This is a genomic window from Nocardia sichangensis (genome assembly GCF_047200615.1).
Taxonomy (GTDB): Bacteria; Actinomycetota; Actinomycetes; order Mycobacteriales; family Mycobacteriaceae; genus Nocardia; species Nocardia sichangensis.
Genome location: NZ_JBJZOK010000004.1, coordinates 389,324 through 412,532 on the forward strand (window position 1 = coordinate 389,324; position 23,209 = coordinate 412,532).

General features: G+C 66.3%; 23 protein-coding genes. 16 read left to right on the forward strand and 7 right to left on the reverse strand.

The window, feature by feature from the left end; translation table 11 throughout:
• Positions 1 to 24 precede the first annotated feature (24 nt).
• The gene (locus tag ACL03I_RS08350; protein ID WP_412805569.1) at positions 25 to 366 is read right to left on the reverse strand and encodes a DUF3140 domain-containing protein; all 342 of its coding nucleotides are present in this window, start codon (positions 364 to 366) and stop codon (positions 25 to 27) included.
• Between the two features lie 148 nt (positions 367 to 514).
• Here ACL03I_RS08350 and ACL03I_RS08355 point away from each other — a divergent pair, with 148 nt between their 5' ends.
• The 4 genes from ACL03I_RS08355 (at position 515) to ACL03I_RS08370 (ending at position 2,722) form a co-directional block, all read left to right on the forward strand.
• Positions 515 to 1,600, forward strand: coding sequence for an Rv2629 family ribosome hibernation factor (locus ACL03I_RS08355; RefSeq protein WP_412805570.1), 1,086 nt, complete (start codon positions 515 to 517; stop codon positions 1,598 to 1,600).
• Positions 1,601 to 1,638: 38 nt separating this feature from the next.
• Entirely contained in the window at positions 1,639 to 1,815 is a 177-nt protein-coding gene (locus ACL03I_RS08360) for a hypothetical protein (RefSeq protein WP_355073830.1), read from the forward strand.
• A 125-nt stretch (positions 1,816 to 1,940) separates the two neighbouring features.
• Positions 1,941 to 2,288, forward strand: coding sequence for a hypothetical protein (locus tag ACL03I_RS08365; protein ID WP_412805571.1), 348 nt, complete (start codon positions 1,941 to 1,943; stop codon positions 2,286 to 2,288).
• Positions 2,285 to 2,722 (forward strand): MerR family transcriptional regulator, encoded by a 438-nt coding sequence (locus ACL03I_RS08370; RefSeq protein ID WP_412805572.1) that lies wholly within the window; start codon positions 2,285 to 2,287, stop codon positions 2,720 to 2,722. Before ACL03I_RS08365 ends, ACL03I_RS08370 begins: the two co-directional genes overlap by 4 nt.
• A gap of 265 nt (positions 2,723 to 2,987) precedes the next feature.
• On the opposite strand, the gene ACL03I_RS08375 is transcribed toward ACL03I_RS08370, so the two are convergent.
• Positions 2,988 to 4,010, reverse strand: a complete 1,023-nt coding sequence (locus tag ACL03I_RS08375; RefSeq protein WP_412805573.1) for an Lrp/AsnC family transcriptional regulator — start codon at positions 4,008 to 4,010, stop codon at positions 2,988 to 2,990.
• 136 nt (positions 4,011 to 4,146) lie between these two features.
• Between ACL03I_RS08375 and ACL03I_RS08380 the strand changes: the two genes are divergently transcribed.
• On the forward strand, positions 4,147 to 5,001 hold the full coding sequence (locus ACL03I_RS08380) for an NAD(P)H-binding protein (RefSeq protein WP_412805574.1): 855 nt from the start codon (positions 4,147 to 4,149) through the stop codon (positions 4,999 to 5,001).
• Positions 5,002 to 5,134: 133 nt separating this feature from the next.
• Positions 5,135 to 6,367 carry a lipase family protein gene (locus tag ACL03I_RS08385; protein WP_355073821.1) on the forward strand — a complete coding sequence of 411 codons (1,233 nt, stop codon included), beginning with the start codon at positions 5,135 to 5,137 and terminating at the stop codon, positions 6,365 to 6,367.
• A gap of 107 nt (positions 6,368 to 6,474) precedes the next feature.
• On the opposite strand, the gene ACL03I_RS08390 is transcribed toward ACL03I_RS08385, so the two are convergent.
• The 5 genes from ACL03I_RS08390 to ACL03I_RS08410 all read right to left on the reverse strand — a co-directional run bounded on the left by ACL03I_RS08390 (position 6,475) and on the right by ACL03I_RS08410 (position 12,283).
• On the reverse strand, positions 6,475 to 7,491 hold the full coding sequence (locus tag ACL03I_RS08390; RefSeq protein ID WP_412805575.1) for a hypothetical protein: 1,017 nt from the start codon (positions 7,489 to 7,491) through the stop codon (positions 6,475 to 6,477).
• The gene (locus ACL03I_RS08395) at positions 7,488 to 8,822 is read right to left on the reverse strand and encodes a Dyp-type peroxidase (protein WP_412805576.1); all 1,335 of its coding nucleotides are present in this window, start codon (positions 8,820 to 8,822) and stop codon (positions 7,488 to 7,490) included. The genes ACL03I_RS08390 and ACL03I_RS08395 overlap by 4 nt, the downstream gene beginning before the upstream one ends.
• An 18-nt stretch (positions 8,823 to 8,840) precedes the next feature.
• Positions 8,841 to 9,401, reverse strand: a complete 561-nt coding sequence (locus ACL03I_RS08400; RefSeq protein WP_355073815.1) for a hypothetical protein — start codon at positions 9,399 to 9,401, stop codon at positions 8,841 to 8,843.
• Positions 9,402 to 9,472: 71 nt separating this feature from the next.
• Positions 9,473 to 11,635, reverse strand: a complete 2,163-nt coding sequence (locus tag ACL03I_RS08405) for a serine/threonine-protein kinase (RefSeq protein ID WP_412805577.1) — start codon at positions 11,633 to 11,635, stop codon at positions 9,473 to 9,475.
• A 201-nt stretch (positions 11,636 to 11,836) separates the two neighbouring features.
• Positions 11,837 to 12,283 carry a CBS domain-containing protein gene (locus tag ACL03I_RS08410; protein WP_355073812.1) on the reverse strand — a complete coding sequence of 149 codons (447 nt, stop codon included), beginning with the start codon at positions 12,281 to 12,283 and terminating at the stop codon, positions 11,837 to 11,839.
• Positions 12,284 to 12,429: 146 nt separating this feature from the next.
• Between ACL03I_RS08410 and ACL03I_RS08415 the strand changes: the two genes are divergently transcribed.
• The 10 genes from ACL03I_RS08415 to ACL03I_RS08460 all read left to right on the forward strand — a co-directional run bounded on the left by ACL03I_RS08415 (position 12,430) and on the right by ACL03I_RS08460 (position 23,076).
• Complete coding sequence (locus ACL03I_RS08415) at positions 12,430 to 12,996, forward strand: TetR/AcrR family transcriptional regulator (RefSeq protein WP_412805578.1); 567 nt, start codon at positions 12,430 to 12,432, stop codon at positions 12,994 to 12,996.
• Positions 12,997 to 13,069: 73 nt separating this feature from the next.
• On the forward strand, positions 13,070 to 14,101 hold the full coding sequence (locus ACL03I_RS08420) for a medium chain dehydrogenase/reductase family protein (protein ID WP_412805579.1): 1,032 nt from the start codon (positions 13,070 to 13,072) through the stop codon (positions 14,099 to 14,101).
• 340 nt (positions 14,102 to 14,441) lie between these two features.
• Positions 14,442 to 14,747: a hypothetical protein gene (locus ACL03I_RS08425; protein ID WP_356964230.1), complete on the forward strand. Its 306-nt coding sequence runs from the start codon at positions 14,442 to 14,444 to the stop codon at positions 14,745 to 14,747.
• Between the two features lie 76 nt (positions 14,748 to 14,823).
• Positions 14,824 to 15,306: a nucleoside deaminase gene (locus ACL03I_RS08430; protein WP_355073805.1), complete on the forward strand. Its 483-nt coding sequence runs from the start codon at positions 14,824 to 14,826 to the stop codon at positions 15,304 to 15,306.
• Between the two features lie 72 nt (positions 15,307 to 15,378).
• On the forward strand, positions 15,379 to 15,543 hold the full coding sequence (locus ACL03I_RS08435) for a hypothetical protein (RefSeq protein ID WP_355073804.1): 165 nt from the start codon (positions 15,379 to 15,381) through the stop codon (positions 15,541 to 15,543).
• Positions 15,544 to 16,063: 520 nt separating this feature from the next.
• Positions 16,064 to 17,464 carry a hypothetical protein gene (locus ACL03I_RS08440; RefSeq protein ID WP_412805580.1) on the forward strand — a complete coding sequence of 467 codons (1,401 nt, stop codon included), beginning with the start codon at positions 16,064 to 16,066 and terminating at the stop codon, positions 17,462 to 17,464.
• A 56-nt stretch (positions 17,465 to 17,520) separates the two neighbouring features.
• A complete protein-coding gene (locus ACL03I_RS08445) occupies positions 17,521 to 18,762 on the forward strand; it encodes an AAA family ATPase (RefSeq protein WP_412805581.1) in 1,242 nt (413 codons plus the stop codon).
• Complete coding sequence (locus ACL03I_RS08450; RefSeq protein WP_412805582.1) at positions 18,759 to 19,997, forward strand: vWA domain-containing protein; 1,239 nt, start codon at positions 18,759 to 18,761, stop codon at positions 19,995 to 19,997. Before ACL03I_RS08445 ends, ACL03I_RS08450 begins: the two co-directional genes overlap by 4 nt.
• Before the next feature lie 138 nt (positions 19,998 to 20,135).
• On the forward strand, positions 20,136 to 21,626 hold the full coding sequence (locus tag ACL03I_RS08455) for a glyceraldehyde-3-phosphate dehydrogenase (RefSeq protein ID WP_412805583.1): 1,491 nt from the start codon (positions 20,136 to 20,138) through the stop codon (positions 21,624 to 21,626).
• Between the two features lie 307 nt (positions 21,627 to 21,933).
• Positions 21,934 to 23,076 (forward strand): fatty acid desaturase family protein, encoded by a 1,143-nt coding sequence (locus ACL03I_RS08460; RefSeq protein ID WP_412805584.1) that lies wholly within the window; start codon positions 21,934 to 21,936, stop codon positions 23,074 to 23,076.
• Positions 23,077 to 23,209 lie beyond the last annotated feature (133 nt).

Genomic DNA, 23,209 nt, shown 5'->3' on the forward strand with positions numbered 1-23,209 from the left:
TCCGCTCGACTCGCGATGCGGAGATCACGACGGCTGGAGTGGATCGTGTCCGAGTGACATCAGATGCCTGCGCCAGTCGTCTCTGCCCGCGCGCGGCTCGCGCTCTGCTTCCGCACCGCGCGCCGCGGTGATCTCGTCTACGGCCCGGCGCATCACCGCGATGTCGTCGGCATCGAGGTCGGTACGACGTTTGCCGAGAACCGCAAGGATGCGCCGGCCGATCTCCGGCCCCACGCGATCGGGTTCCGTTTCGGTGCCGGTATCGGCGCCTTCGGTGCGCAGCCAGTCGCGCAACTGCCGGGACGACATATTGACCAGGCGGTGGAATTCCTCCCACAGCTCGTCGTCGATGACGGTTTCGGCCATGGCTTCACCTCCAGTCGGTTGTCCCGGCGGACGCGTGGCGACTACCCGGGCCTGGGTCGGCCAAACCACCGTTCGGAGCGTATTCCGAACGCACTCGCGGATTCGGATTCGTGCACGCCGAACCGGGTACGCGCCGGATGTGTATGGCATGAATCTCAGAGAAATAGCGCAACGGCGGGGCCCGTTCGTCTCGCTCTGCGTCGACGCCTCGCACAACACCGAAGACGCCGAGCAGCAAAAAGCGTTACGGTGGCGCTCGATCCGCGAGCGATTGGCCGCCCAGCACGTTCCCGAGAAGACGCTGACGCTACTCGACGACGCGATCAGCAAAGTCAAGGCGGAGAAAGGGCGTGCAGGCCGCCTGCTGATCGCCGATTCGGACAGCGTCCTCGTCGATCACATGCTCGCCGAGCCGCCCGCCCGCGAGACAGTGCGGGTGTCGGCGCTTCCGTATCTGTTGCCTCTCATCGAGCAGCAGTCCCGTGAGGTGCCGCATGTGATCGCGGTCGTCGATCGTGTCGGCTGCGATCTGTACGGCGTCGACGAGGACGAGAACCTGATCGAGATGACCGCCGAAGGCACCGCGCATCCGGTGCACAAGATCCATCACGGCGGAGGGTGGGCACACCTTTCGATGCAGCGCCGGGTAGAGGAAGTGGTCCGCCGGAACGTCGGGGAGGCCGCCACGGCGGTCCGCGATCTCGCGGATCGCGTCGGAGCGCAGGTCATCGTGCTGGTCGGTGAGGTCGGCGCCCGCGCAGCGCTGGCAAAGGCGCTCGATTCGCCTACCGCTCGGATCGTCGAGGTCGAGGCCGGTGCCCGGGCCGCGGGTGCGGACTCCGCCGCGCTGGAAGCGCAGGTGCAGCAAGCGGTGCGGACGCAGGCACGGCAGCACCAGGGACAGGTTGTCGAGCAACTGAACACCGCGCGGGGCAGGGCCGACGGCTTGGCCGTGGAGGGGCTGCCCGAGACGGTCTCGGCGCTGCTGGCGGCGAACGCCGATACTCTGCTGATCGATCCGGACACCGTGGGGGACCGATCCGTCGAACTCGATCCGGAATTGCTTCGCGGCATCACCGCGGCGCAGTGGATCGATGATGCGACATCGTCTCGCGCCTACCGCGCGGACGAAGCGTTGCCGGTGGTCACATTGCTGCAGGGTGGCTCGATCGTGCCCGTCGAAGGTGCTGTCGTACCCCGGGAAGGGGTCGCCACACTTTTGCGCCACCGCTAGCGCGCCGGTGTCCAGCAACCGCAACAGGAGAAGATCCCATGGAACGAGGAAATACCAAGCACGGTCCCGTACACGACGACGAGTTGGCCCACGAGTTGGAAGGCACGATACGAGGCAATCGTTCCAGCCGAGCAGAAGAGTGGCATGACCCCGAGCCGCCGGCTGACGACGACACCCTCATCAACGAACAGGTGCAACGGACCGAACATCCGTAGCACTTTGAACTGAATCATCGAATTTGCCGGACGCTGTAATACAGCAGTGCGGAATGGTGGACGTACGCACGTTGCTGCGGTTCGAGGTTGCATCTTGTACCTGGGTACGGGCTTACCGTGAGGGCATGTTGATCACGCCTCCCGCCGGGGATTGGGTACCGGACTCGTGCACGCTGCCCACCGTTGAACAGTCGGTACGAGTCGCTGAGTTCGACCGTTTCTTCACCGGATCGGTGCGGCGCACGGATCGGCCCGCGCGCACGCGACTGGATCTCTTACTGGCCGCCGGCGCGGAGGAGCAGGGCCGTGACCTCGCCGCGCGCGAGTCCGGTTGCTGCTCGTTCTTCACCTTCGGCTTCGACGCCACCGAGGACGGTCCGGTGATGCGTATCGCCGTTCCCGACAATCAGGCCGCGGTCCTCGACGCGCTGGCCGCGCGGGCGGACGCCTGGATCGGCGGCGATCGGCGTTGACCGGGTTGCGCACCGGCGAGCTGGCCGCGGCCGCCGGGGTGAACACGCAGACGTTGCGGTACTACGAGCGGCGCGGTCTGCTCGCCGAACCGCAGCGGTCTCTCGGCGGGCATCGACTGTATCCGGAGCGGTCCGTCACGGTGTTGCGTGTGATCAAGGCGGCCCAGCGGCTGGGGTTCACCCTCGACGAGGTGGCCGAGCTTTTGGCCGCCGCCCGATCGGGTCGCCGTACTGCTGTCGGGCTACAAGCGCGCGCGGCGGCCAAATTGGCCGAGATCGATGCGAAACTCACCGAGCTGACCGCGGTGCGCGACACCTTGCATGCCGCATTGGAGGCAGGTTGTGACGACTTGCTTGCCTGCAGCGAAAGCCCTTGTTGCCCAGTACCGTTCACCTCCGACTCCGCCAGTGAAGGAGGCGAGTGTGGGTGCTGAGCGCACGCGGACGCGACGCTGGTGGGTACCGATCGGGCTGGGCGCGCTTCTGTGTGTCGGATGCTGCGCGCTTCCAGTCCTGGTCGCCGCCGGAATCTTCGGCGGCGGGGTGGCGTTGGTGAGCCTTTCGTGGCTGGAGTCGCTGGGCATCGCCCTTATTGTCGCCGGTGCGATCGGTCTGTTGTGGACCCGCGCCCGGCGCGCCGGATGCACGACCACCTCGGGGCATTGCGCGGATGCGGGATGCGGCTGCGGCACGGGCGCCTCACTTCGAATTCGCCGCGCTTTTCGAACGACGGCTGGCTGTGCCGTGCCTGGTGCCTTCAGTGATGACGTGACCCGCGGCTTTGACCGTGGCGAGTACGGGTGTCACTTCCAGTGTTCGAATGGCGTCGTCGCTGCCGAGGCGGCGGGTCAGGTAATGGTGCAAGGCGCTGGGATTCGGGCACATCGCTTGGGCCACAAGGTTACTCGGACCGGTGGTGGCGAGCACGAAGGCGAGTTCGGGCTGCCGCGCCAACTCGAGGCCGACCTGGTCGAGCCGCGCGGGAGCGACCGACATCCACAGCAGTGCCTGGGTGGTGGCGCCGAACCGGGTGTCGTCGGCCTGGACATCGAAGAAGATCTCGCCCTGCGCCCGTAGATCGGCCAGGCGGCGCGCGACCGTCGCCGGGGACCATCCGGTGGCTGCCGCCAGCTCGGCCAGCCCGGCCCGTCCATCGGCTTGCAGCGCGGACAACAGGGCATCGTCGGCGCTGGAGAGCCGGCGTGCGGACAGCGCGTCGTGATGGGGTGGTGTGAGTTGTCGCTGCTGGTGCTCGGTGAGCGTTGCGACTTGTCCGTGCCACGGCGTCGGACCGCCCAAATAGGTGTGGAGCACATAGTGAGCCGACACGGTCGTGATACCGGCGGTGCGGGGGATCTCCTGCAGCAGCAGCGGATGTGCCGCGTCCGCCTGGTGCGGCATGCGAAGGATGAGAAGGATTTCCGTGCCACCCGACAGGAGTTTGATCCATGAGGTGTCGGGTCGTCGGGCGAGGGAATGAGCGAGTGTCCGGGCTGCCGTCGTGGTGGCGCCGAGGCGGACCAGCCAGCGGGTGTGGTCGTCGCGGTCGAGACGGCTCAGCCCGACCACCCGCAACCCGGCCTCGGCGCGCAGTCGCCGGTAGCGCCGGGCCACCGTCTGCGTCGACACACCGAGCACCGTGCCGATACGGCTGAACGGTGCGCGGCCATCGATGTGCAGCGCATGGACGATGCCCCGGTCCAGCTCGTCTATCACGGTCATTTCTTTCAGCATTCCGTCTTCAATGGAAAATTTCCACCGATATCTCCCTGTGGATGGAGCTGGCGGGGCTCCGGGCCGATGCTGGGTCCCGTCGTCGGACAGGACGCGACGACAACGATCCACGGAAGGGACTCTCATGATTCTGGTTACCGGCGCCACCGGCACTGTCGGCCGCTCGCTCGTCGACCGACTCGTCGCCGCGAAGGTGCCCGTGCGCGCGATGACCCGTCGGCCCGCCGCCGCCGGTCTTCCCGCTGCCGTCGACGTCGTCGCGGGCGACTTGGGTGATCGCGGCAGCATCGCCGCGGCGCTGCGCGGGGTGGACCGCGTGTTCCTGCTTTCCACCGGCCCCGACATCCCAACCCACGACGCGAACCTGATTCGCGAAGCCACACGCGCCGATGTCGCGCACGTCGTCAAGCTGTCCTCCGGGCGTACCGGCGACGACACCGCGACCGACCCCATCCCGAGCTGGCATCGCCGCGGTGAACAGGCACTGCGCGACAGCGGCATTCCGGGGACGATCCTCGGCCCGCTCGGGTTCATGGCCAACGCATTGCACTGGGCCGACTCGATCCGGAACCGCGACAGCGTGTTCGCCGCCTATGGTCACGGCCGCATCGCGGTCGTCGACGAACACGACATCGCCTCCGTCGCCGCCACCGTGCTCACCACCGACGGTCATGACGGGCGAACCTACCGGCTCAGCGGACCGGAGGCTTTGACCCCCGCCGAGATGACCGCCGTACTCGCCGACGTGCTGGGCAGGCCGCTACGGTTCTTGGAAGTCGAGCCCGCCGCCGCCCGTCAGGCGATCTTGGACCACGGACTTTCCGAGATCATGGCCGACGCCATCATGGCACTGCGCGCCACCGCACTGGAGTCGTTCACCTCCGTCGTGCATCCGACGGTGCAGGAAGTCACCGGCGTGCGGTCGACCTCGTTCCGCGAGTGGGCCACCCGACACCTTGCCGACTTCGCGCGTGTGTGACAGCGCGCGCACATCTCGATTCCTACCGTTTCAGATTTTCGTGCGGCGTGTCGCGGAAGGTCAGTCCGCAGCGTCGGATTTGAATGCAGGCTGGCCGGTCGACAAATGCGCGAACTACTGGAGGTAGAAGATCGTGATCCGGCGGTTTCTTTTGCCCGGCAGCAGGCGCAGCGGTGCGATCGGCGGTGTGGCACTCGGGCTGCTCTTGGCGACGACGGCAACCGCGCAACCGCTGTATCCACTGCCCGATCCGGACCCGTTCTATGCCGCCCCGGCGGATCTGGCGGCACACGAAGCAGGGGATGTGCTGGGTGTGCGAGCGCTGCCCGCGCTGGCGATCTTCCCCGCAGCCACTGTCACGCTGGTCAAGTTCCGGTCCACCGACTCGCATGGAGCGCCGATCGCGGCGACTACGACGGTTCTGACTCCCTTCGCCCGACAGCCCGGCGGGCCGCTGTTGTCGTATCAGCACTTCATCAACGCGCTCGGCACCGGCTGCGCGATATCGCACAAGCTGTACAGCGACGATCTGAACCTGGTGGCGACCACGCCGATCTTGAACGTGGCGCTGGCCCAGGGCTGGACTGTGGCGCTGCCGGATCACCTCGGACCGCAGTTCGCTCTCGGGGCAGCGCGTTTGGGTGGCCATGTCGTATTGGACGGCATCCGTGCGGTGAAGCGGCTACCCGCACTCGCCGTGGAGCACAGCCCCGCGGTCATGGCCGGTTATTCCGGCGGTGGCCTGGCCACCGCATGGGCGGCCGCGTTGCAGCCGGCATACGCACCGGAGCTGAAACTCGCGGGTGCGGCCATCGGTGGTGCCCCGATGAATCTGATGACGATGGCCGAGACACTGGGCCTGGACCGGCACCCCTCGTTCGGGTTGGCCATGGCGGCGGCGATCGGTCTGGAGCGGGAGTACCCGGACCGACTGCCGACCAGCTCGTATCTCAACCCGCGCGGCCTCGCGGTCGCTCAGGACATGGCCAACAGTTGCAGCAACGACATCCTCACCGCGGGCGTCGACGGCAGCGCTCGGGAGTACCTCGACAACACCTCGATCGTCGACAGCCGCGAAGCCCGCTCGGTGGTGGAGGAGAACAGCCTGGAACTCTATCCCGGTATGCCGGAAAACCCGATCCTCGAATGGCATTCGCCGAAGGACCAGCAGATTCCGCTCGGTGCGATCGAGAATACCGTCCGCCGCTGGTGCGCGGCCGGGGTGCGAGTGCAGACGGTGCTGGTGCCGTCGGTTGAACTGCCTTCCGCGCTGGAACATTTGGCCCCTGCGGTATTGGGTGCGCCTGCGGTGCTGCTGTGGCTCGAAGGCCGGGCCCGCGGAGAGCTCGCCCCTACCAATTGCTGACATCGACGCCCACGTAGCGAAGCGGAACTGCGGCAGATGGCCGCCGAACGCCGTGGGCGGATGGCCCCTGGCCGGCAGGAGGTAGACCGCGTCGGTGTGGTGCGCGGTCACTTCATGAGGGCGAAATTGCGCCAGAGGTTGATGAGGCTTTCGGTTCCTCCGAACAAGGTGGTGAAGTTGGTGGAGTCGATCATGACGATGTCGCCCGCGCGTCGGTCGGTGGGCGGCAGCCAGATCAGGGTGTTGAATTCGGTGTTGCCTTCGGCGGTGAAGGGGTGGGGTCGGTCGAGGTCGATGGGTTGCCGGGCGAGCAGGCGCACGGATGCGCTTGCGGGTGCGGTGAGGTGATAGTGCGGGAGGTGGGGGTGGAAGTTGAATGTGGTGACGTTGTCGAGCAGGTGCAAGTCGTCGAGGTCAGGAAATGTGGACAGGGGCGCAATGGATTTCGTGCCTTCGGCGACGGCGGGTCGGAGTCCGTACATGTTGTGCACCGGAACGTCGAGGGCTGTCATCAGTGAGCGGGTGTAGGCGCTGAAGCGTTGTTGGCGCGGCACCAGCGGGTCGCCGTGGTGCTGAAATTCGACTTGGCGTTGCTGGAGGTCATCGGTGCAACCCACGTCGTGATGAGGCGCCAAAAGCAGACAGGTGCCTTCGCGTCGCAGCCATTCGTCGAGGGCCGCGATCTCGTCGGGCGCGGCTTCTGCCTGACCGAGAACGTGGTCGAGGCCGAAGATCATGAGAGTATCGGTGTCGGCCAGAATGCGTTCGTCGAGGGGCAGTTCGAACCCGGCTTGATCGATGCGCTGGAAGACCGCGACGGGGTGACCGGTGGCCTCTCCGGCGATCTGCTGGAAGGTAAGGGTGGAGCGGTGGAACAATTCCAGCGTTCCGGCGATCCCTTGCAGAAAGTGCGCGGCGTCGTACTCGGGCGTCTCGTAGGCAGGCCAAGCCGCTTGGCGCACCTCGGTCATGGTGGAGAAGCGGTTGTCGAGCGCGGCGGGATCGCGCTGTGCCTCCCAGGGATAACTCCAAGTCCAGTAGATGCTCAACCGGCGTCTGCCGGGAGTGTAGGTGCGTGGCAGCTGAGATTGGTTGTAGGTGCGTGCCTGGGTGACGGTGCTCATGGTGCCACCTCGTTGTCGGTAGGGGTGCAGAGGTAGCGCAGTGCGCGAACACCGGGCATGAAGAAGTACGCGCCACCCCTGAGAGTTGTGAACGCCGGTAATCCTCTGATGGTCTTGCGGATCGGACGTTTGGGGATCTTGTATTCCAGGGTGCCGTCTTGGTTGCCGATGATCGGATCCCGCTCGTTGCCGAGGTCGTGGAACGTCTTGTCGTTGATCCACACGTTCTGGGCGAATTCGAATTGGCGCACCAGGCTGGCACACAGCACGAAGGCCGCGATTCCGCGCTCGGCGCCGTCCTCGGAAACGCCTTCGGGGAGGTGCGGTCCGTAGGTGGCGCCGCGGCGGATCATGCGCCGCCGCTGCATGTTCACCGCGGTGTCGCGGGGATTCAGCCTGCGGATGTGCGAGCCCAAAGGCACGGCGTACCCGTAGGGGTCCATCTGTTTGTAGTTGAAATCGTTGTTTCGCCGCATATCTGCGCCGAGTTCGGGATCGTCCCGCTCGGGGGCGAGCACCAGAGGAGCGCCGCTGCGCCAGCGGCCCATGAGTTTCGCGGCCAGCAACTCCTGTTCCTCCGGGGTGTCGGTGTGCTCGGCCAGGAACTCGCGGAATCGCCCGACGTGTTCTTGTAAGCGCCGGTAGGCCATGTAGCTGCCGTTGCGCGACAACACCTCCGGTTGCGGCAATCCCACCGGAGGACCGTCCTCGTCGGGATATCCCAGGATGAACTCGCCGGCCTTGATCGGGGCACCCGTGCCCGGTGTGGGCTGCTCACCGGAGCCTTCGATCACCGGCTGCGACAACCGGTCGCGGTAGCCGAAATGGTCGTGCGGGTACTCCAACGGCGGAACGGCCGCGAGGTCCAGCGACGACAGCACCGTCACTCCGGTGCAGCGGCCGAGCAGCTGCTGGTGCTCGTGCACCCAGCGAGCGCGTTCGGCGTCGTCGTGGGCGAACAGGATCGCGATCGCGTGTAGATCGTCGCCCGCCAATCCACCGACCCAATGGTCGGGGTGAGCGGTCCCGGTGTCGCCCAGGATGGCGGCCCGCGCTGCCATGCCCTGGCGGAACTCCTCGGGGAACGTTGCCAGTGACTGTTCGGGCACGCCGAGTGCGCGTAGGCCGGTCCAGGTGAACGCGAGTGTCACCCATCGGCGGTCGGTGGTCACGGAGCGTTGTGCGTCGGCAGCCGAGGCCACGCGGTCGACCATGGCCGACAGCCACGCCCGCCCACCGGCGGCACCGGCGAACGACAGGAACTCGTAGCGTCCGGTCAGCGCGGGGACGCGGGTCAGCAGAATGTGCTGGATGTCGTCGAGTTCGAGCATCAGCAAACCTCTCGGTCGCTACTGCATCTGGTCGAGCATGTCGGAAAATGCCGCCTTCACGCGCAGCGCCTTCTTGACCTCGTCCGCGGTCACATAGGGGTATTCACCGTACTCCAGGAAGCTCGGGAATTGATGCTCACGAAAGAACTCGACCACCGCATCGGTATTGGTCTTCCAGTCTTCGGGGAACCCTTCGAGGTTCACGAATACGGTTGTGATGCCGGTCGACAGGAACAAGGCGATAGCATCCTCGACGTACTTGTCGAAGTCGGTATCGAAGATCCCCTGATATTGGAAACACAACCCGTCGCCGATGTCGAACAGTACCCACCGCAAGTAATGCAGCCGGAGCGGCGCCAGCACAGTGGGATCTTCGGCGACCGCGGCCTCGATTTGCTTGCCGTACTCCCGGATCGCCTCCTCGCGGCCGGGTTTGACCCGCGCGATGATCGAGAAGCCGTAATTGGCGGGTGTGCGGGGAAAGATCGGCCCGTACCGGCCTTGCTCGAGCTCGAAGAACCCCTCCTTCGGCAGGGCCATCGCCGCCGGCCTGGACCAATCAGCATCGCCTGTGGTCATGTCCGCCTCCATCTCGAGCGGTGCGGCGCGGAGCGAGCTGAAATTTCTTGGCCGAACCGCTCTCGTCGTTGTTATCTGATCGTTTGTCCGAGGTGTGGGTCTCGAAATTCATCGCTTCCCTTGGGTAAGCGGATTGCGACGATCGCTGGAGCCGGGGATGGATGGGGCTGCTGGTCCGCATTGCTGCCTGCGACAGCGGGCCGCCCGCCGGTCGAGCCGACCCGCCGCATTTCGACCGTGGCACGGCTGGTCTCGGGACAAGGATCCGATTTCTCGCGGGTCCATGTACCGGTCAAGAATTCGGTGGGGTCGGGGCCCACGTCGGACGCGAACAAATCCCAATTGAATGTCGCGATGGTGTGCGGCTCGTTCGATTCCGCGAAGCAGGGAAAGGGGATGCTGTAATCGGTCCGCCAGACCCCGCCTTCGAGCCTCAACATCGGAGCGAAGACGGCGCGAGGATCTTTGCGCGGATCTGCGCCGGAATTTGTGTCCGTCGTTGCGGCGCAGCGGTCGCCCTCACGCATGCACAGGGTGTTGTATTGCTGCCGGAACTTGTTCGGCGGTGGGGGATTGGGAACGCCTGGTGTCGCGGTATATGTGATGGTTACGTCGTAGGCGCCGCTGATCGGCGCGATGGTCGGGCTGGGACCGCGGTCGGGGATGGTTTCGGGAGGGACGACGTCGACCTTCGGATCGATCTCGCCGGCGCGGGAAAGCTTCATCTCTTGTTGTTGGGTGTATGCGCAAGGGCCGCCGACGAAACTGAGGGAGTTTCCGGTCCACGCCGGGATGCCGGGTCGGAATTCGAGTCGCTGCCATGCCGGGACGTTCTGCGGCACCTTGGTGATCGGACTTTCGCAATCGGGGTCGGGGCGGGCCCGTATGTCTCTTGTGATCGTCCACGTGCCGTCGCGATAGTCCGCGCTGAACTTGGCCGGGGCTGTCTCCCGCTCGGACGTGCTCTGGCTGGTTATCGAGGCCACGCAGCGTTCGCCGTGCGACGGGCAGTCGGATCGGACTGACCATATCCTTTCTTGTGGGGGACTGTTGTCCGGCTTCCCATTGAGAGTTTTGGGCGTGTAGGTGACTTCGTATTTGCCGTCGAAAGCGACTTCGGGCTTCGATGGCCGGGTCAGCCACCAAATACCCGCCCCTAGTGCCGCTGCGATGAACGCGGCGACCACGGTCACCACTACCCCCACGACAGGCCGTTTACGTCGAGGCGGTGCGGTGCCGTCGCGTGGGATCCCGCCCGATTCGGATCGGATGGGCTGAAGACCGGGCAGATCTACGGGAGGTCCAGCGTTGATCGTGGACTTTTGCTCCGCGTACGGCTCTGTGGAGGGTACCGGCGGCGGCGTCCCGGGCCGATCGCGGAGACCTCCGAAGCCGGGGGGCACCGAAGTGGGGCCGGCTCGGGGGGTGCTTCCGGCGGCAACCGCAGGGGCAGTGGTGAGAGCGTGTTCGGCGGCGGCTGCCAGCTCTCCTGCGGTCTGGTAGCGGTCGTCCGGGTCTTTCGCCATGCCCCGGGCGATGACATCGTCGAACCCGACCGGTAGGTCGAGCCGCCGCATGCTCGGCGCCGGGGGAGCTGCGGTCAGGTGCGCCGCGACCTGTTGTTCCGTGCTGGTGCTCGGGTAGGGCGGTATTCCGGTCAGGAATTCGCACAACACACAGGTAAGGGCATATACGTCGGACCGAGCGTCGGCGACCCCGCTGGTGAATCGCTCCGGAGCCATGTAGGCCAAGGTTCCGATCATCGTGCTGGTGCTGGTCAGCGGGGTATTGCTGGCCGAGCGCGCGATACCGAAGTCGATCAGATAGACGAAGCCGGTATCGGTGACCAACAGGTTGGATGGTTTGACGTCGCGGTGTACCAAACTTTGGGCGTGCGCCGCATCCAGTGCCGCCGCGACTTGGGAGATCACCCCAACCGCTGTCGCCGGCTCCATCGCACCATCGCGGTTGAGCAGGGTTCTCGCGTCGTCGCCATCGATCAAGCGCATATCGAGATAGAGGTGGCCTTCGATCTCGCCGTAGCCGTGGATCGGGACCACATGTGGTTCGCGCAGTTGAGCGGTGTCGTGGGCCTCGCGTCGGAACCGCTCCCGGAAGCTGGGATCAATCGCGCAGCGCTCGGGCAGCAATTTGATCGCCACAATGCGGTCGGTAGCGGTGTCGTAGGCCCGCCATACCTGGCCCATGCCGCCTTCGCCGATCAACTCGTGCAACCGGTAGCGACCGAACGCTATGCCGTTCACCGACCACCTCCCGCACGGATGAATCGCGTTCGCTATGGAGGATCAGCATCGTGAAAAGGTCGCGTATCCATGATATCGACCTCGGCATTCCTACTGCATCATTCTCGCGCTGCTGCCCGCGTTGCACCTATCCGAGACAGTCTTCGACCGGCTGGCCGACATGTCGGATCCTCACACTTTCTCGGTGGCGGGCAGATGGGCCGCGCAGACCGCCTCGACGAATTCGCCGACGGTGCTATCGGCCAGATTGCGGGCCAGATCGGCCTCGGTGATGATGCCGACCAGCATGCCGTTGTCGGTGACCGGGAGCCGACGGATCCGCTGCTGCTCCATGAGGACCAGCACCTCGCGCACGTCGGTGTCGATATCGACGGTGTGCAGTCGGTCGGCGCCCTGCGCCAATTCGCCGGCGGTGGTGGTCTTCGGATTCGCGCCGACACCGACCACCTTCACGACGATATCCCGGTCGGTGATTATGCCGACGGGACGGCATTCGCCGTCGCAGATGGGCAGTGCGCCGATGTCGAGCTGCCGCATCCGCTGGGCGGCTGCCTCCATGGTTTCTCGAACACTGATGTGCTGTACGTCGGGCCGCATGATGGTCCGCGCGGTCGTCATGATGCATCTCCTTCTATTGCGGTGGCGTGTTCGCTACTCCGATCATCATTCGACGGCGGCGAAGGTATCGACAGGGCAGAAGGTCATCTGGCGACCGCCTCGGGCGCCGTTGCGCGAACTCGAGCAGTGAGTGTACAGTCACTCACATGAGCAGACGTGCCACTCTTTCCACCGCGGAACTCCGGCGCGAGGCCGTCGTCGACGCCGCGATCGACGAGTTCGCCCGCACCGGCTATCACGGCACGCCGATCACGAGCGTCGCGGCACGCGCATCGATCTCGCCCGCGTACGTCTTCAAGTTGTTCCCCGGCAAGGTATCGCTGTTCGTCGCCGCGCTCGATCGCGCCTTCGAACTGATCGAGGAAGCGCTGTCGGCCGGTGCGTCCCGGCCGGGCGAGACCGACCCGGATGCGATCCTGTATCGAATGGGTGGCGCCTACGCCGAACTCATCGCGGACAACAGACTGCTCATGGTGCAGGTGCACGCCCAATCCGCGGCCGACATCCCGGAAATCGCCGCCGCTATGCGCAACGGGCTCGAACGGGTCACCGCGTTCGCCGCGGAGCGGTCCGGCGGCAGCGCCGAGCAGGTCCAGCGCTTCATCGCCTACGGCCAGCTCTGTCATCTGATCACCACGCTCGACATCGACGCGAGCGCAGGAGAGTGGGCGGCAATGCTCACCCAGGGGATCCGGCACCCGAACCGCATGTAATCGACGTCCTGAGCGGCGAAATCGCCGTTTACCCACGGAGTGATTGATCAATCACACACTAGGAGGTTCCGAGATGAGCACACCGAACGTGACAGTTACCGAGATCGTGTTGCCCGGCAGAGTCGAACCGAGCGGACTGCGGGTGCGGCAGCGCGAACTGCCGCCACCCGGTCGGGGGCAGGCGCTGGTGCGGGTAGAGGCCACTGGAGTCTCCTTCGCCGAGCAGCAGATGCGGCGTGGCAAGTACTACGACCAGCCGCCGTTCCCGTTTGTGCCCGGCTACGACTTGGTCGGCGAGGTCGTCGCCGTGGGTTCGGGAGTGGACGCGGCGCTGCGGGGCCGCAGGGTCGCCGCGCTCACCAAGACCGGCGGCTGGCGCAGCCACGTGCTGCTGGACGCCGCCGACTTGGTGCCGGTGCCGGACGGGCTCGACCCGGCAGAAGCGGAGACGCTGGTCGTCAACGGGATCACCGCGTGGCAGATGCTGCACCGGGTCGCCGGAACCCGGCGCGGTGCGACGATTCTGGTGCACGGCGCGAACGGCGGCGTCGGCTCCACGCTGGTGCAGCTGGCCCGCGCGGCCGGTATCGCGGTGATCGGCACCGCGTCGGCCCGCAACGCGGACGCGGTCCGGGCGCTCGGCGCGCAGTGGGTGGACTACCGCGGCGACGTGACCGCCCAGGTCCGGGCGCTGGCGCCGAACGGTGTTGACGCGGTGTTCGACCACGTCGGCGGCCCCGGCATCGTGGACTCCTTCCGGCTGCTCGCGCCCGGTGGCACCCTGGTGTCCTACGGCACCGCGGCTACCCGCGACGTCGAAGGCGATTCCCGGCTTCCCGTGCTGAAACTGCTCGCCCGGCTGCAACTGTGGAACGCGGTGCCGAACAAGCGCAGAGCGCACTTCTTCAATCTGTGGGCGGGCAAGCGCGACGCCGCGGCCTTCCGCGCCCGGATCGCCGAGGACCTCGGGCAGGTGTTCGATCTTGCGGTGGCCGGGTCATTGCGGGGACAGGTCGCCGCACGGTTGCCGCTCACCGAGGTCGCCGAGGCGGTGCGGCTCGCGGAGTCGGGCACGGTGGTCGGCAAGGTTGTGCTGGAACCGTGAACCACGGCTCCCGGACTCTCGATGGTCGCACGGCATGCCCGAAATCATGGAGCTCGTCTCCGATCTCGGGGAGTACCGCGGCAGCGCCGCGCCCGGCAAGCATGCCCACTGAGCTGCTCGGCTTGCGCCTGGCTCGGCAGCCGAGATGGTCGCCACCATATCCGAATGGTCACAGCGATCGGCATTCCGCATCAGGCCGGATATCCCGGGGGTAGCGTCCTTGTCGCAGTGTGCACGTTCTCTCCTGAGCACCAAGCAGTTTCTGCTCGCTACCACTCGGACTGTTCGTCCGGGACGGTTACCGATTCAGACCGCACGGAACCAGGACAAGGAGATCGTCATGAAAGCCACACGCCTCGTTCGTTTGGGTCTTCCCCCGTTCTTCGCCGCCGCGGCGGCGCTTTTGTTCTGTCCGCCGACCGCCACGGCGCAGGAGATGTGGAACTACACCTGTTCGTCCCATTCGCCGGTGTGGGAAGGCAGGGTGACCGCTATGGACTGCACGCCGTCCAACGGTGCGCCCGCGAGTGGAGAGATCACGCAGCCGTTCCAGGTGAACGGCGGCGAGGTCATGAACTGCTCGTCCGGATGGGCGCACCTCCCCGACTTGATGGGCAAGGAATGCGGACCGGCGCCGATGCGATAGCTGATCGACCGCGTCGGCGGGTGGACCTTGTCGATTCCGGCAAGGCCCACCCGCTTTCTGCTACCAGGATGGTGCGATGACCATCACTGCCGAGGACCTTTCGCACCTGCGCCGCTGCGTCGAACTCGCCCGGGAGGCGCTCGACGACGGGGACGAGCCGTTCGGCTCGCTCCTGGTCTCGGCCGACGGGGAAGTGCTCTTCGAGGATCGGAACCGGATCAAGGCGGGTGACGCGACACGTCATCCCGAATTCGAGATCTCTCGCTGGTCCGCGGCGCATCTGTCGCCTGACGAGCGCGCCGCGGCCACCGTCTATACCTCCGGCGAGCACTGCCCGATGTGCGCGGCGAGCCACGGATGGGTCGGCCTCGGCCGGATCGTGTACGCCGTGTCGTCCGGTCAATTGGTGTCCTGGCTGGCGGAATGGGGTGTCCCGCGTGCCCCGGTCGCGGCGCTGCCGATCACCGAGGTCGTGCCGGACGCCATGGTCGACGGACCGGTCGCCGAACTCACCGACGCGATCGAGGCACTCCACCGTGCGCACGCTTTCCGCAGCTGAAGCGGCGCCACTCAGCCGCAATGGTGTTCAGTTCTCGGCGGTGACGGGACTCCGGTCCAGAATGGTCCTGCTGTGCCGTTCGACGGTTCGGACGACGGCGTGTCCACCGCCAAGGTCTCCCCGGACGAGCGCAGTCTGTACGCGACCACCTTGTTGCCTAGACAGTTGGTGCGCTTCGGCATTCACACCGACGGCCCCCTGTCGGTGGTCGAACAGCGTATATCGGCACCGGCGTGAATCCGATCTTCCCCACCATCACACCGGACGGGCGGGCACGGTCGTTGCCGACGACCGGACGTGACCTCGGTGCCCGGTCGCTGAGTTGTCGGAGCACGAAGGCGACGGTCGTTCCGAGCGGCATAGCTCTCGCGCGGATTCAGGAGAGGTTCGCCGGCTCCTCGTCGATGAGGTGGTGGCCGCACTCGAAACCTCCCGTTCCCGAATCACATTCGCCGATTCATTCGGTAGGCGGTTGCCGTACGGCTCGAGTGGCGCATCCGGGGCGACTGGATCTGCTGGTGCAGTCGTCCCCGGGCGATGCCGCAGGGGGATGTGGCGTCGATGTATCACCGGAAAATAGCTGATCATCAACTGCACCAACCGGTCTGGCGGGTGCTTGTGGGGGTGGAAGCGGTTCGGCGAAGCTGCCGCCGAGCCCCTTCGGCTGGCCGGTGGCGGTTCGGGAGGTTATGATCAACGCGATGATGACTCCATCTGTTCAAAGATTGGGGGTTCCGTTCGCACAAGGTGAGTGCTGATGCTCACTCACATCGCGAACGAGGACGACTCCCGCCTTTCCTTCTGGCTGCGTGTGCGTGAATTCGCCGTGCCGCCCTCCATGATCGAGACTGCTACCGCCCGCCGTCGCGTGGGGGACTGGGCGGGCGCGTGTGCCGCGGCAGGCTTCGATGTCGATTTCACTGTGCGGTCGGTGGCGCGTAGCCACGGGCACGAACTCGCGGCTCGAATCCGGGCCGATCTCCGCCATCTGGCTCCTGACCTGTTGCGCTGGCATCTGCCGAGAGTCGCTCCGGACGGGTTGTTGCGGCCGGGTCTGACCATCGCCTTGGCGCGGTACGACACGGCACCGGACCAGCGCGGCGGCGCACGCCCCATGCACCTTGTCGTTCGGACCGCGCCGGCTTGGGCGGACGCCGGTCAGCGGATCAGTCTCGCGCTGTGGGACGGATCCGCCGCCGGAACCGGCGCCAGGCTCCATCCGCATCCTCGCCCACATCGGCGTTTTCGCCTGGATCTCCATCGCCATTTGTGGGACGCGCGCAGAGTGGGCGAGCTGCGCACACGGTCCGGGGCCGAGCGGCACGCGGATACTTGCGCGATGCCGGCCGCCGAACTGCTCGCCGCGGTGCCGCAGGTCCGCCGCTGCGCCGTCGACCGCTGGGCGGCCGAGGCGGAGATGCTGCGCCACGCCGAGGGACGGCGTAGCGGTACTTTCGTGGTGCGGCTCGGGGCCAGGCAACGGTTGGTTCTGGACTTGGACGGCAACGGTTCTGGGCCGCCCATGGTGCGGATCGCGTCGAGATACCCGGTTGGCGGCGTCTCCGCGCTGCCCGTCCTGCCCGACGCGGCGACCTGGGTGCTGCCCGATCTGGAACTGCTTCGTGCCGGCGCGATAGCGGCCGATCGGCTGCACCCGCTGGTCGCATCGGCACTGGTACCCGACTACTCACCGAACGATGCGCCCCGCGTCCCGGACCGGGCAGGTCAACCGCGCCTGGTGCAGTGCAGGGGAGAACAGCACAGGATCGGGCTGGTCGACGGGTTCCTGGCCGCGCTGGACCATAACCAGGCCGAGATCCGGCGGGAGGAACTGCTGGTCGCCCTGACCGGCACTCCACTGCCTTGCCTGCAGGCCATCGATGAGGCGCACCGTCATCCGGACTGTCTGGTCGGTGTCCGTGAGCGTTTGGACCATGGCGACACCGCCGGCGCGCTGGCCATCGTAGCGGGACTGCTCGGTCCCGACGCGGTACTGCGCGACGGTGCTCTGCGCGACGAACTGGAAACGTCGGCGCGACAACGAATTACCTACGGACTGTTCAAGGCGGGCCTGTCCGAGCCAGGGATCGGGCGCGTTCCTCCGGTGCGCCGTCCACGCGACCGCCGCGCGCACCCACGCAACGCGACCTCGCGCTGACCCGTCGACCTCGCCGCACATCCACTCGACAACGCAACCCCTTCAGGTGATCACACATGCTTACTGCTGTCCGTACGTCCGCCGATCCGGCCCGCCCCGCCCAACTCGATGTGGCCGACGAGTTGCTGAGTCTGCTCCGCGAGGTAACCACCGAACCGCGCCCCGATAACCAACTGGAGGCCTTGGCGCTGGCCGTGGCCGCCGACCTACCGGTTCTCCTATGGGGTGAACCAGGGATCGGGAAGACCGCGGCCCTGACCCAGCTCGCCGCCGACCTGGACCTTCCGCTGACCACGGTGATCGCGAGTGTCCATGAGCCGTCGGACTTTTCGGGCCTGCCCATCATCGGGGACGATCCCGCGGAACACGGAGTCCCGATGGCTCCGCCGGATTGGGCCGTACGGCTCGTCCGGACCGGGCGCGGACTGCTGTTTCTGGACGAACTGTCCACCGCCCCGCCTGCCGTGCAAGCCGCCCTGCTCCGTCTGGTCCTGGAGCGGCGGATCGGCACCGTGCAACTGCCGCCCGGTGTTCGGATCGTCGCCGCGGCCAATCCGCGATCCTCGGCGGCCGATGGCTGGGAACTCAGCCCGCCGCTGGCCAACCGGTTCGTGCATCTGCAATGGACCCACGATCACGATGTGGTCGTTCGCGGCCTCGGCGGGACCTGGCCCCACGCGACACTACCGCGGCTGGCCTCCGAAAAATTGGGCGAGGCTGTGGCTTTCGCGCGCCGAGCGGTGTGTGCGCTCCTGGCGGCTCGTCCCGCTCTCGTGCATCAACTCCCCAGCACCGAAACCCGCCGAGGCGGTCCCTGGCCGTCGCCTCGAAGCTGGGAGATGACATTGCGGCTGATCGCCTTCGCCACCGCGGCCGGTTCATCCCGGGATGTGCTTTCCCAGCTGGTCCGAGGCACTGTTGGCGACGGGCCGGGCTTCGAGCTGCTGGCGAGCTTGGACCGGATGGACCTCCCGGACCCGGAAGTACTGCTCGCCGACCCGGCGGGAGCCGTCCTGCCCGAGCGGGGGGATCTGCGGCAGGCTGTGCTCGACGGCGTTGTGGCTGCGGTCCGCAAACGGCCGGAGAAATCCCGCTGGGATGCGGCATGGGCGCTTCTGGTCAAGGCTTCGGAAACCGGGGCGCCGGATCTGATCGTCGTTCCCGCAACCACTCTCGCCACGCTGCGCCAGGACGACTGGGACGTGCCCGCGGCCATCGAGGAACTCGCCGGCGTGGTATCGGTGTCCACGGAAGCGGATCGGGCAGCGGGCCGTGTCGCGGCGAAGGCAGGCCGATGACCGCGAACGCGCTGCGGCCGCTGGACCGCGACAAGCTCTTCGCCGCCCGATTGCACGCCGCCAGGGTCCGGCCCTACTTGGCGACCGCTCTGTTCGCGCTGTGCGTCGTCGAATCGCGCCGAGTACCGACGATGGGTGTCGACCGGCACTGGCGCTGCTACGTGTCGCCTGCGTTCGTGGACCGGACTTCGGTAGCGGATCTGGCCGGGGTGTGGGTGCACGAGGTGTCGCATCTGCTGCGCGACCATCACGGTCGCAGTGACCGCTTCGCCCGGCAACACGACTTGACCGGCCCGGCGGAACGACTGCGGATGAACATCGCCGCGGACTGCGAAATCAACGACGACGCATTCGGCGACGGGCTGACCCGCCCCGATGACGCTGTCACGCCCGAGTCGTTGGGGTTGCCCGAGGGGGAGCTCATGGAGGACTACCTGCGCAAGTTCCGGCTCGGACCCACTACGCAGGGCATAGCGTGGCTCGACTGCGGCAGCGGCGCAGACGGATTGGAACGCGAATGGGAACTCGGGCCCGACGGTGCGGACGGACTCAGCGAACACGAACGAGACGCCGTCCGATTCCGGGTGGCGCAGGGCATCATCGGCCGTCCGGGGAACGCCTCGAAAGGGTGGCGGCGCTGGGCGGAAGAGGCGTTCCATCCGCCGCAACCATGGCGGGATCTGCTGGGAGCGGCTCTCCGCTCCGCGGTCTGCGTCGCCGGTGCGGGTGCGGACTACACCTATGGCCGGCCGGCACGGCGCTCGGCGGGGGTGCCCGGCGTAGTGCTGCCGAGTCTGCGGCGAACGCCGCCTCGGGTCTCGGTGCTCATCGACACCTCGGGGTCGGTCAGTGATACGGAACTGGGCAGCGCGCTGCTCGAGGTGGCCGCCATCGCCCGTGCCGTGGGCGGCCGCCGCGACCTGGTCACCGTGCTGCCGTGCGACGCGGCGGCGAGGATCGTGCATCCCTTGTGCCGTGCCGAGCGGATACCACTGGTGGGCGGCGGCGGCACTGACCTGCGCACGGGCATCGCCAAGGCGATACGAGCCCACCCCCGCCCGGATGTCCTCGTGGTGCTGACCGACGGCCAGACACCCTGGCCGACCACACGGCCACCGTGCCGGACGGTGGTAGGGCTGTTCCGTCGGCAGCACGCCGCTTCGTGGCGCGAAAACGACCCCGATTACGTTCCGGTCGCGCCTCCCGCATGGGCCCGAGTAGTCGATATCGGATAGGCCGCCCGCCGCTCGGACGATGGTGCTCGTTCGGGGTCGCCACCTGGCGATCTCACGAGGGGGGATCCGGCCTCGGTGAAATCGGGGCCCTGATTAGCATCGACACGCGTGTAAATCGAGGAGATCCGAGGACCTACGTTGACTACCGAACAACTCGACCGCTGGAACGCCCAGGAAGCCGCCGCCGAGGCAATGATTCCCATCATCGGCACGTTGTATCGGGGCAAGGGCGTGACGATCCTGCTGCACAGCCGGTCGCTGGTGAACAAGTCGGTGATCAGCATCCTGCGGACGCACCGCTTCGCGCGGCAGATCGAAGGCGAGGAGTTGTCGGTGGACGAGACTCTTCCCTTCCTGCGAGTGCTCAGTGAACTGGATCTCGGGCCCTGCAAGATCGATCTCGGTCAGTTGGTCATGACCTATCGCGCCGACGATCGCGGACTGTCGATCCGCGAGTTCACCGCGGCGGTGCTGGCCGAGGTGACCAACGGCAACAAGGCTCTGTCCCCGGGCCCGAGGGATGTCGTCCTCTATGGCTTCGGCCGCATCGGTCGCCTGGTCGCTCGCCTGCTCATCGAGAAGGCCGGATCCGGCCACGGGCTGAACCTGCGTGCCGTGGTGGTGCGCAAGGGAGGCGACGACGATCTGAGCAAGCGAGCGTCGCTGCTTCGCAGGGATTCGGTGCACGGCGCATTCAACGGCACGATCAAGGTCGATACCGGCAACGACACGATCACCGCGAACGGGAACACGATCAAGTTCATCTACAGCGATGATCCGACGACGATCGACTACACCGAGTACGGGATAACGAACGCGATCCTGATCGACAACACGGGCAGGTGGCGTGATCGGGACGGGCTGTCGCAGCATCTGCGCCCCGGCATCGCGAAAGTCGTTCTCACCGCGCCCGGTAAGGGCGACATCCCGAATATCGTGCACGGCGTGAACCATCGCGGCCTGGACCTGTCGCAGCAAATCTTCTCGTGCGCCTCGTGCACGACCAACGCGATCGTTCCGCCGCTCAAGGCCATGGACGACGAGTACGGCATCATCCGCGGGCACGTGGAGACGGTTCATTCGTTCACCAACGACCAGAACTTGCTGGACAACTATCACAAGGCGGACCGGCGCGGTCGTTCCGCGCCGTTCAATCTCGTGCTCACCGAAACGGGTGCCGCGTCCGCGGTCGCGAAGGCTATGCCGGATTTCAAGGCCAAGATCACCGGCAACTCGATTCGTGTTCCCACCCCCGACGTTTCGGTCGCGATTCTGAACCTGCAGCTTCAGCGGGAGACGACGAAGAGCGATGTGCTCGCTTACTTGCGCGGGGTTTCGCTCGCCGGGCCGTTGAGCCGAAACCTCGATTACACCGCCGCCACGGATGTGGTTTCCAGCGATTTCATCGGATCGCGCGCAGCGTCGATCATCGATGCCAATGCCACGATTGTCGAGGGTGACACCGCGATTCTCTATGTCTGGTACGACAACGAATTCGGCTACTCGTGCCAGGTGGTGCGGACGGTGCAGTACATCTCGGGCATCGAGTACCCGACCTATCCTCAGGCCGGCGCGCGGCTGGATGGCACCGCCGACGCCCGCGTGCTGACTGCGACCGACGCTCGGTAACTCGCACAGCCGAGATATTGGTCGGCAACCGGCCGAGCAGCGCGACGGACATATGTCTCGCGCTCGCCGATGTCTGTGCAACCCGATCGTCACGCGGATGTGTCGTCGATCGGCACATCCGTTCACCTCGCGGTGGTCTCCTCGCGCGACTCTGTTCCCGAGCCAGGCGAGTCTTCCGCGCTGACTTCCGATAGCCTGCTGTCGTCGACGCCGGGTATGGAAGGACAACGGTCCGAGCCCGGAAACCAACAGTGACAACAGGATGTGCAGGCAATCCGTGGTTCTCGAAGGTTCTACCGGTCGGGCGATGCCGACATCCTCCGTCACGACAACCGCGCTCGCGGACTATGACCCGATCGATCCGGACGGACAGCAAGCAGCGCCGGTTGCTTCGTCGCCGACCGCCGAGACCAAGGAAAACCGACCGGCGCGTGGCAGCGAGTATGCGGTGTTGCTGCGTCGAGTGCGCCAAGCCGGGCTACTGGATCGGCGGTTGCGGTATTACGTCTGGAAGAGTGCGGTCACCGCGGTGGCGTTCGCTGCCGGGTGGGCGGCGTTCGTCATGGTCGGCGACTCGTGGTGGCAGCTGGTGGTTGCCGCTTTCTTGGCAGTGGTATTCGCGCAGTTCGCGTTCCTCGGTCATGATGCCGGGCACCGACAGATCTTCGCCGGTCGGCAGGCCAACTACTTGTTCGGTGTGATCGCGGGCAATCTCGGCATCGGGGTGAGCATCGGCTGGTGGGTCAGTAATCACAACCGCCACCACGCTCACCCCAACACCGAGGGTTCGGATCCGGACGTGATGGGGGTGCTGGCCCATTCCGGCGATCGAGCACGGACCGGCAAAGGCATCCGGCGGTTGATTTTCCGCTATCAAGCCTGGCTGTTCTTTCCGATGTTGTTGCTCGAGGCCGGCAGTCTGCACTATGCGAGTGTCCGGGCGGTGCTGCGCTGGGCGATACCCAACCGCGTCTGGGAGGCCGCGCTGCTGGCCGCGCATGCCGCCGGGTATCTCGCCGCGGTCTTCCTGGTCTTGTCGCCGGGTAAAGCGGTCGTCTTCATCGCTGTGCACCAGGGCCTGTTCGGGTTCTATATGGGCTGCACTTTCGCGCCCAACCACAAGGGGATGGAGGTACTGGCCGAAGGCGAGTCGGCAGACTTTCTGCGTCGGCAGGTGCTCACGTCCCGCAATGTCCGCGGCGGCCGAGTCGTCGACGCCGCCTTCGGCGGACTGAATTACCAGATCGAGCACCACCTGTTCCCGTCCATGCCGCGGCCCAACCTGCGCCGGGCCAAGCCGATGGTCGAACAGTTCTGCGTCGAACTCGAGGTGCCCTACTGCGAGACCAGCGTCCTGGACTCCTACCGCCAAGCGCTGAGCCACCTCCACGCCGTCGGCCGACTCGCCGGCCCGCAATCTTCTGCGGTAGCCGACAGTCGACCCGACTGACTTCTCACCTCAGCTGAACCATTACAGCGCTATCTACCGGCTTCTGGCCTGGTCAGCTCGTTCCGCTGCACAGCAGGACACTCGGACTCGATCCTGTCAGCGGACCCGAGCACCTTTCGCCCGCTCGGCGTGA

Excerpts from the sequence above, each read along its gene's own strand:
- ACL03I_RS08420 (WP_412805579.1), top strand. The coding sequence starts at position 13,070 with ATGAGCACACCGAACGTGACAGTTACCGAGATCGTGTTGCCCGGCAGA.
- ACL03I_RS08375 (WP_412805573.1), bottom strand. The coding sequence starts at position 4,010 with ATGACCGTGATAGACGAGCTGGACCGGGGCATCGTCCATGCGCTGCAC.
- ACL03I_RS08390 (WP_412805575.1), bottom strand. The coding sequence starts at position 7,491 with ATGAGCACCGTCACCCAGGCACGCACCTACAACCAATCTCAGCTGCCA.
- ACL03I_RS08395 (WP_412805576.1), bottom strand. The coding sequence starts at position 8,822 with ATGCTCGAACTCGACGACATCCAGCACATTCTGCTGACCCGCGTCCCC.
- ACL03I_RS08410 (WP_355073812.1), bottom strand. The coding sequence starts at position 12,283 with ATGACGACCGCGCGGACCATCATGCGGCCCGACGTACAGCACATCAGT.
- ACL03I_RS08380 (WP_412805574.1), top strand. The coding sequence starts at position 4,147 with ATGATTCTGGTTACCGGCGCCACCGGCACTGTCGGCCGCTCGCTCGTC.
- ACL03I_RS08400 (WP_355073815.1), bottom strand. The coding sequence starts at position 9,401 with ATGACCACAGGCGATGCTGATTGGTCCAGGCCGGCGGCGATGGCCCTG.
- ACL03I_RS08365 (WP_412805571.1), top strand. The coding sequence starts at position 1,941 with ATGTTGATCACGCCTCCCGCCGGGGATTGGGTACCGGACTCGTGCACG.
- ACL03I_RS08430 (WP_355073805.1), top strand. The coding sequence starts at position 14,824 with ATGACCATCACTGCCGAGGACCTTTCGCACCTGCGCCGCTGCGTCGAA.
- ACL03I_RS08355 (WP_412805570.1), top strand. The coding sequence starts at position 515 with ATGAATCTCAGAGAAATAGCGCAACGGCGGGGCCCGTTCGTCTCGCTC.
- ACL03I_RS08450 (WP_412805582.1), top strand. The coding sequence starts at position 18,759 with ATGACCGCGAACGCGCTGCGGCCGCTGGACCGCGACAAGCTCTTCGCC.
- ACL03I_RS08440 (WP_412805580.1), top strand. The coding sequence starts at position 16,064 with ATGCTCACTCACATCGCGAACGAGGACGACTCCCGCCTTTCCTTCTGG.
- ACL03I_RS08415 (WP_412805578.1), top strand. The coding sequence starts at position 12,430 with ATGAGCAGACGTGCCACTCTTTCCACCGCGGAACTCCGGCGCGAGGCC.
- ACL03I_RS08460 (WP_412805584.1), top strand. The coding sequence starts at position 21,934 with ATGCCGACATCCTCCGTCACGACAACCGCGCTCGCGGACTATGACCCG.
- ACL03I_RS08425 (WP_356964230.1), top strand. The coding sequence starts at position 14,442 with ATGAAAGCCACACGCCTCGTTCGTTTGGGTCTTCCCCCGTTCTTCGCC.
- ACL03I_RS08445 (WP_412805581.1), top strand. The coding sequence starts at position 17,521 with ATGCTTACTGCTGTCCGTACGTCCGCCGATCCGGCCCGCCCCGCCCAA.
- ACL03I_RS08350 (WP_412805569.1), bottom strand. The coding sequence starts at position 366 with ATGGCCGAAACCGTCATCGACGACGAGCTGTGGGAGGAATTCCACCGC.
- ACL03I_RS08360 (WP_355073830.1), top strand. The coding sequence starts at position 1,639 with ATGGAACGAGGAAATACCAAGCACGGTCCCGTACACGACGACGAGTTG.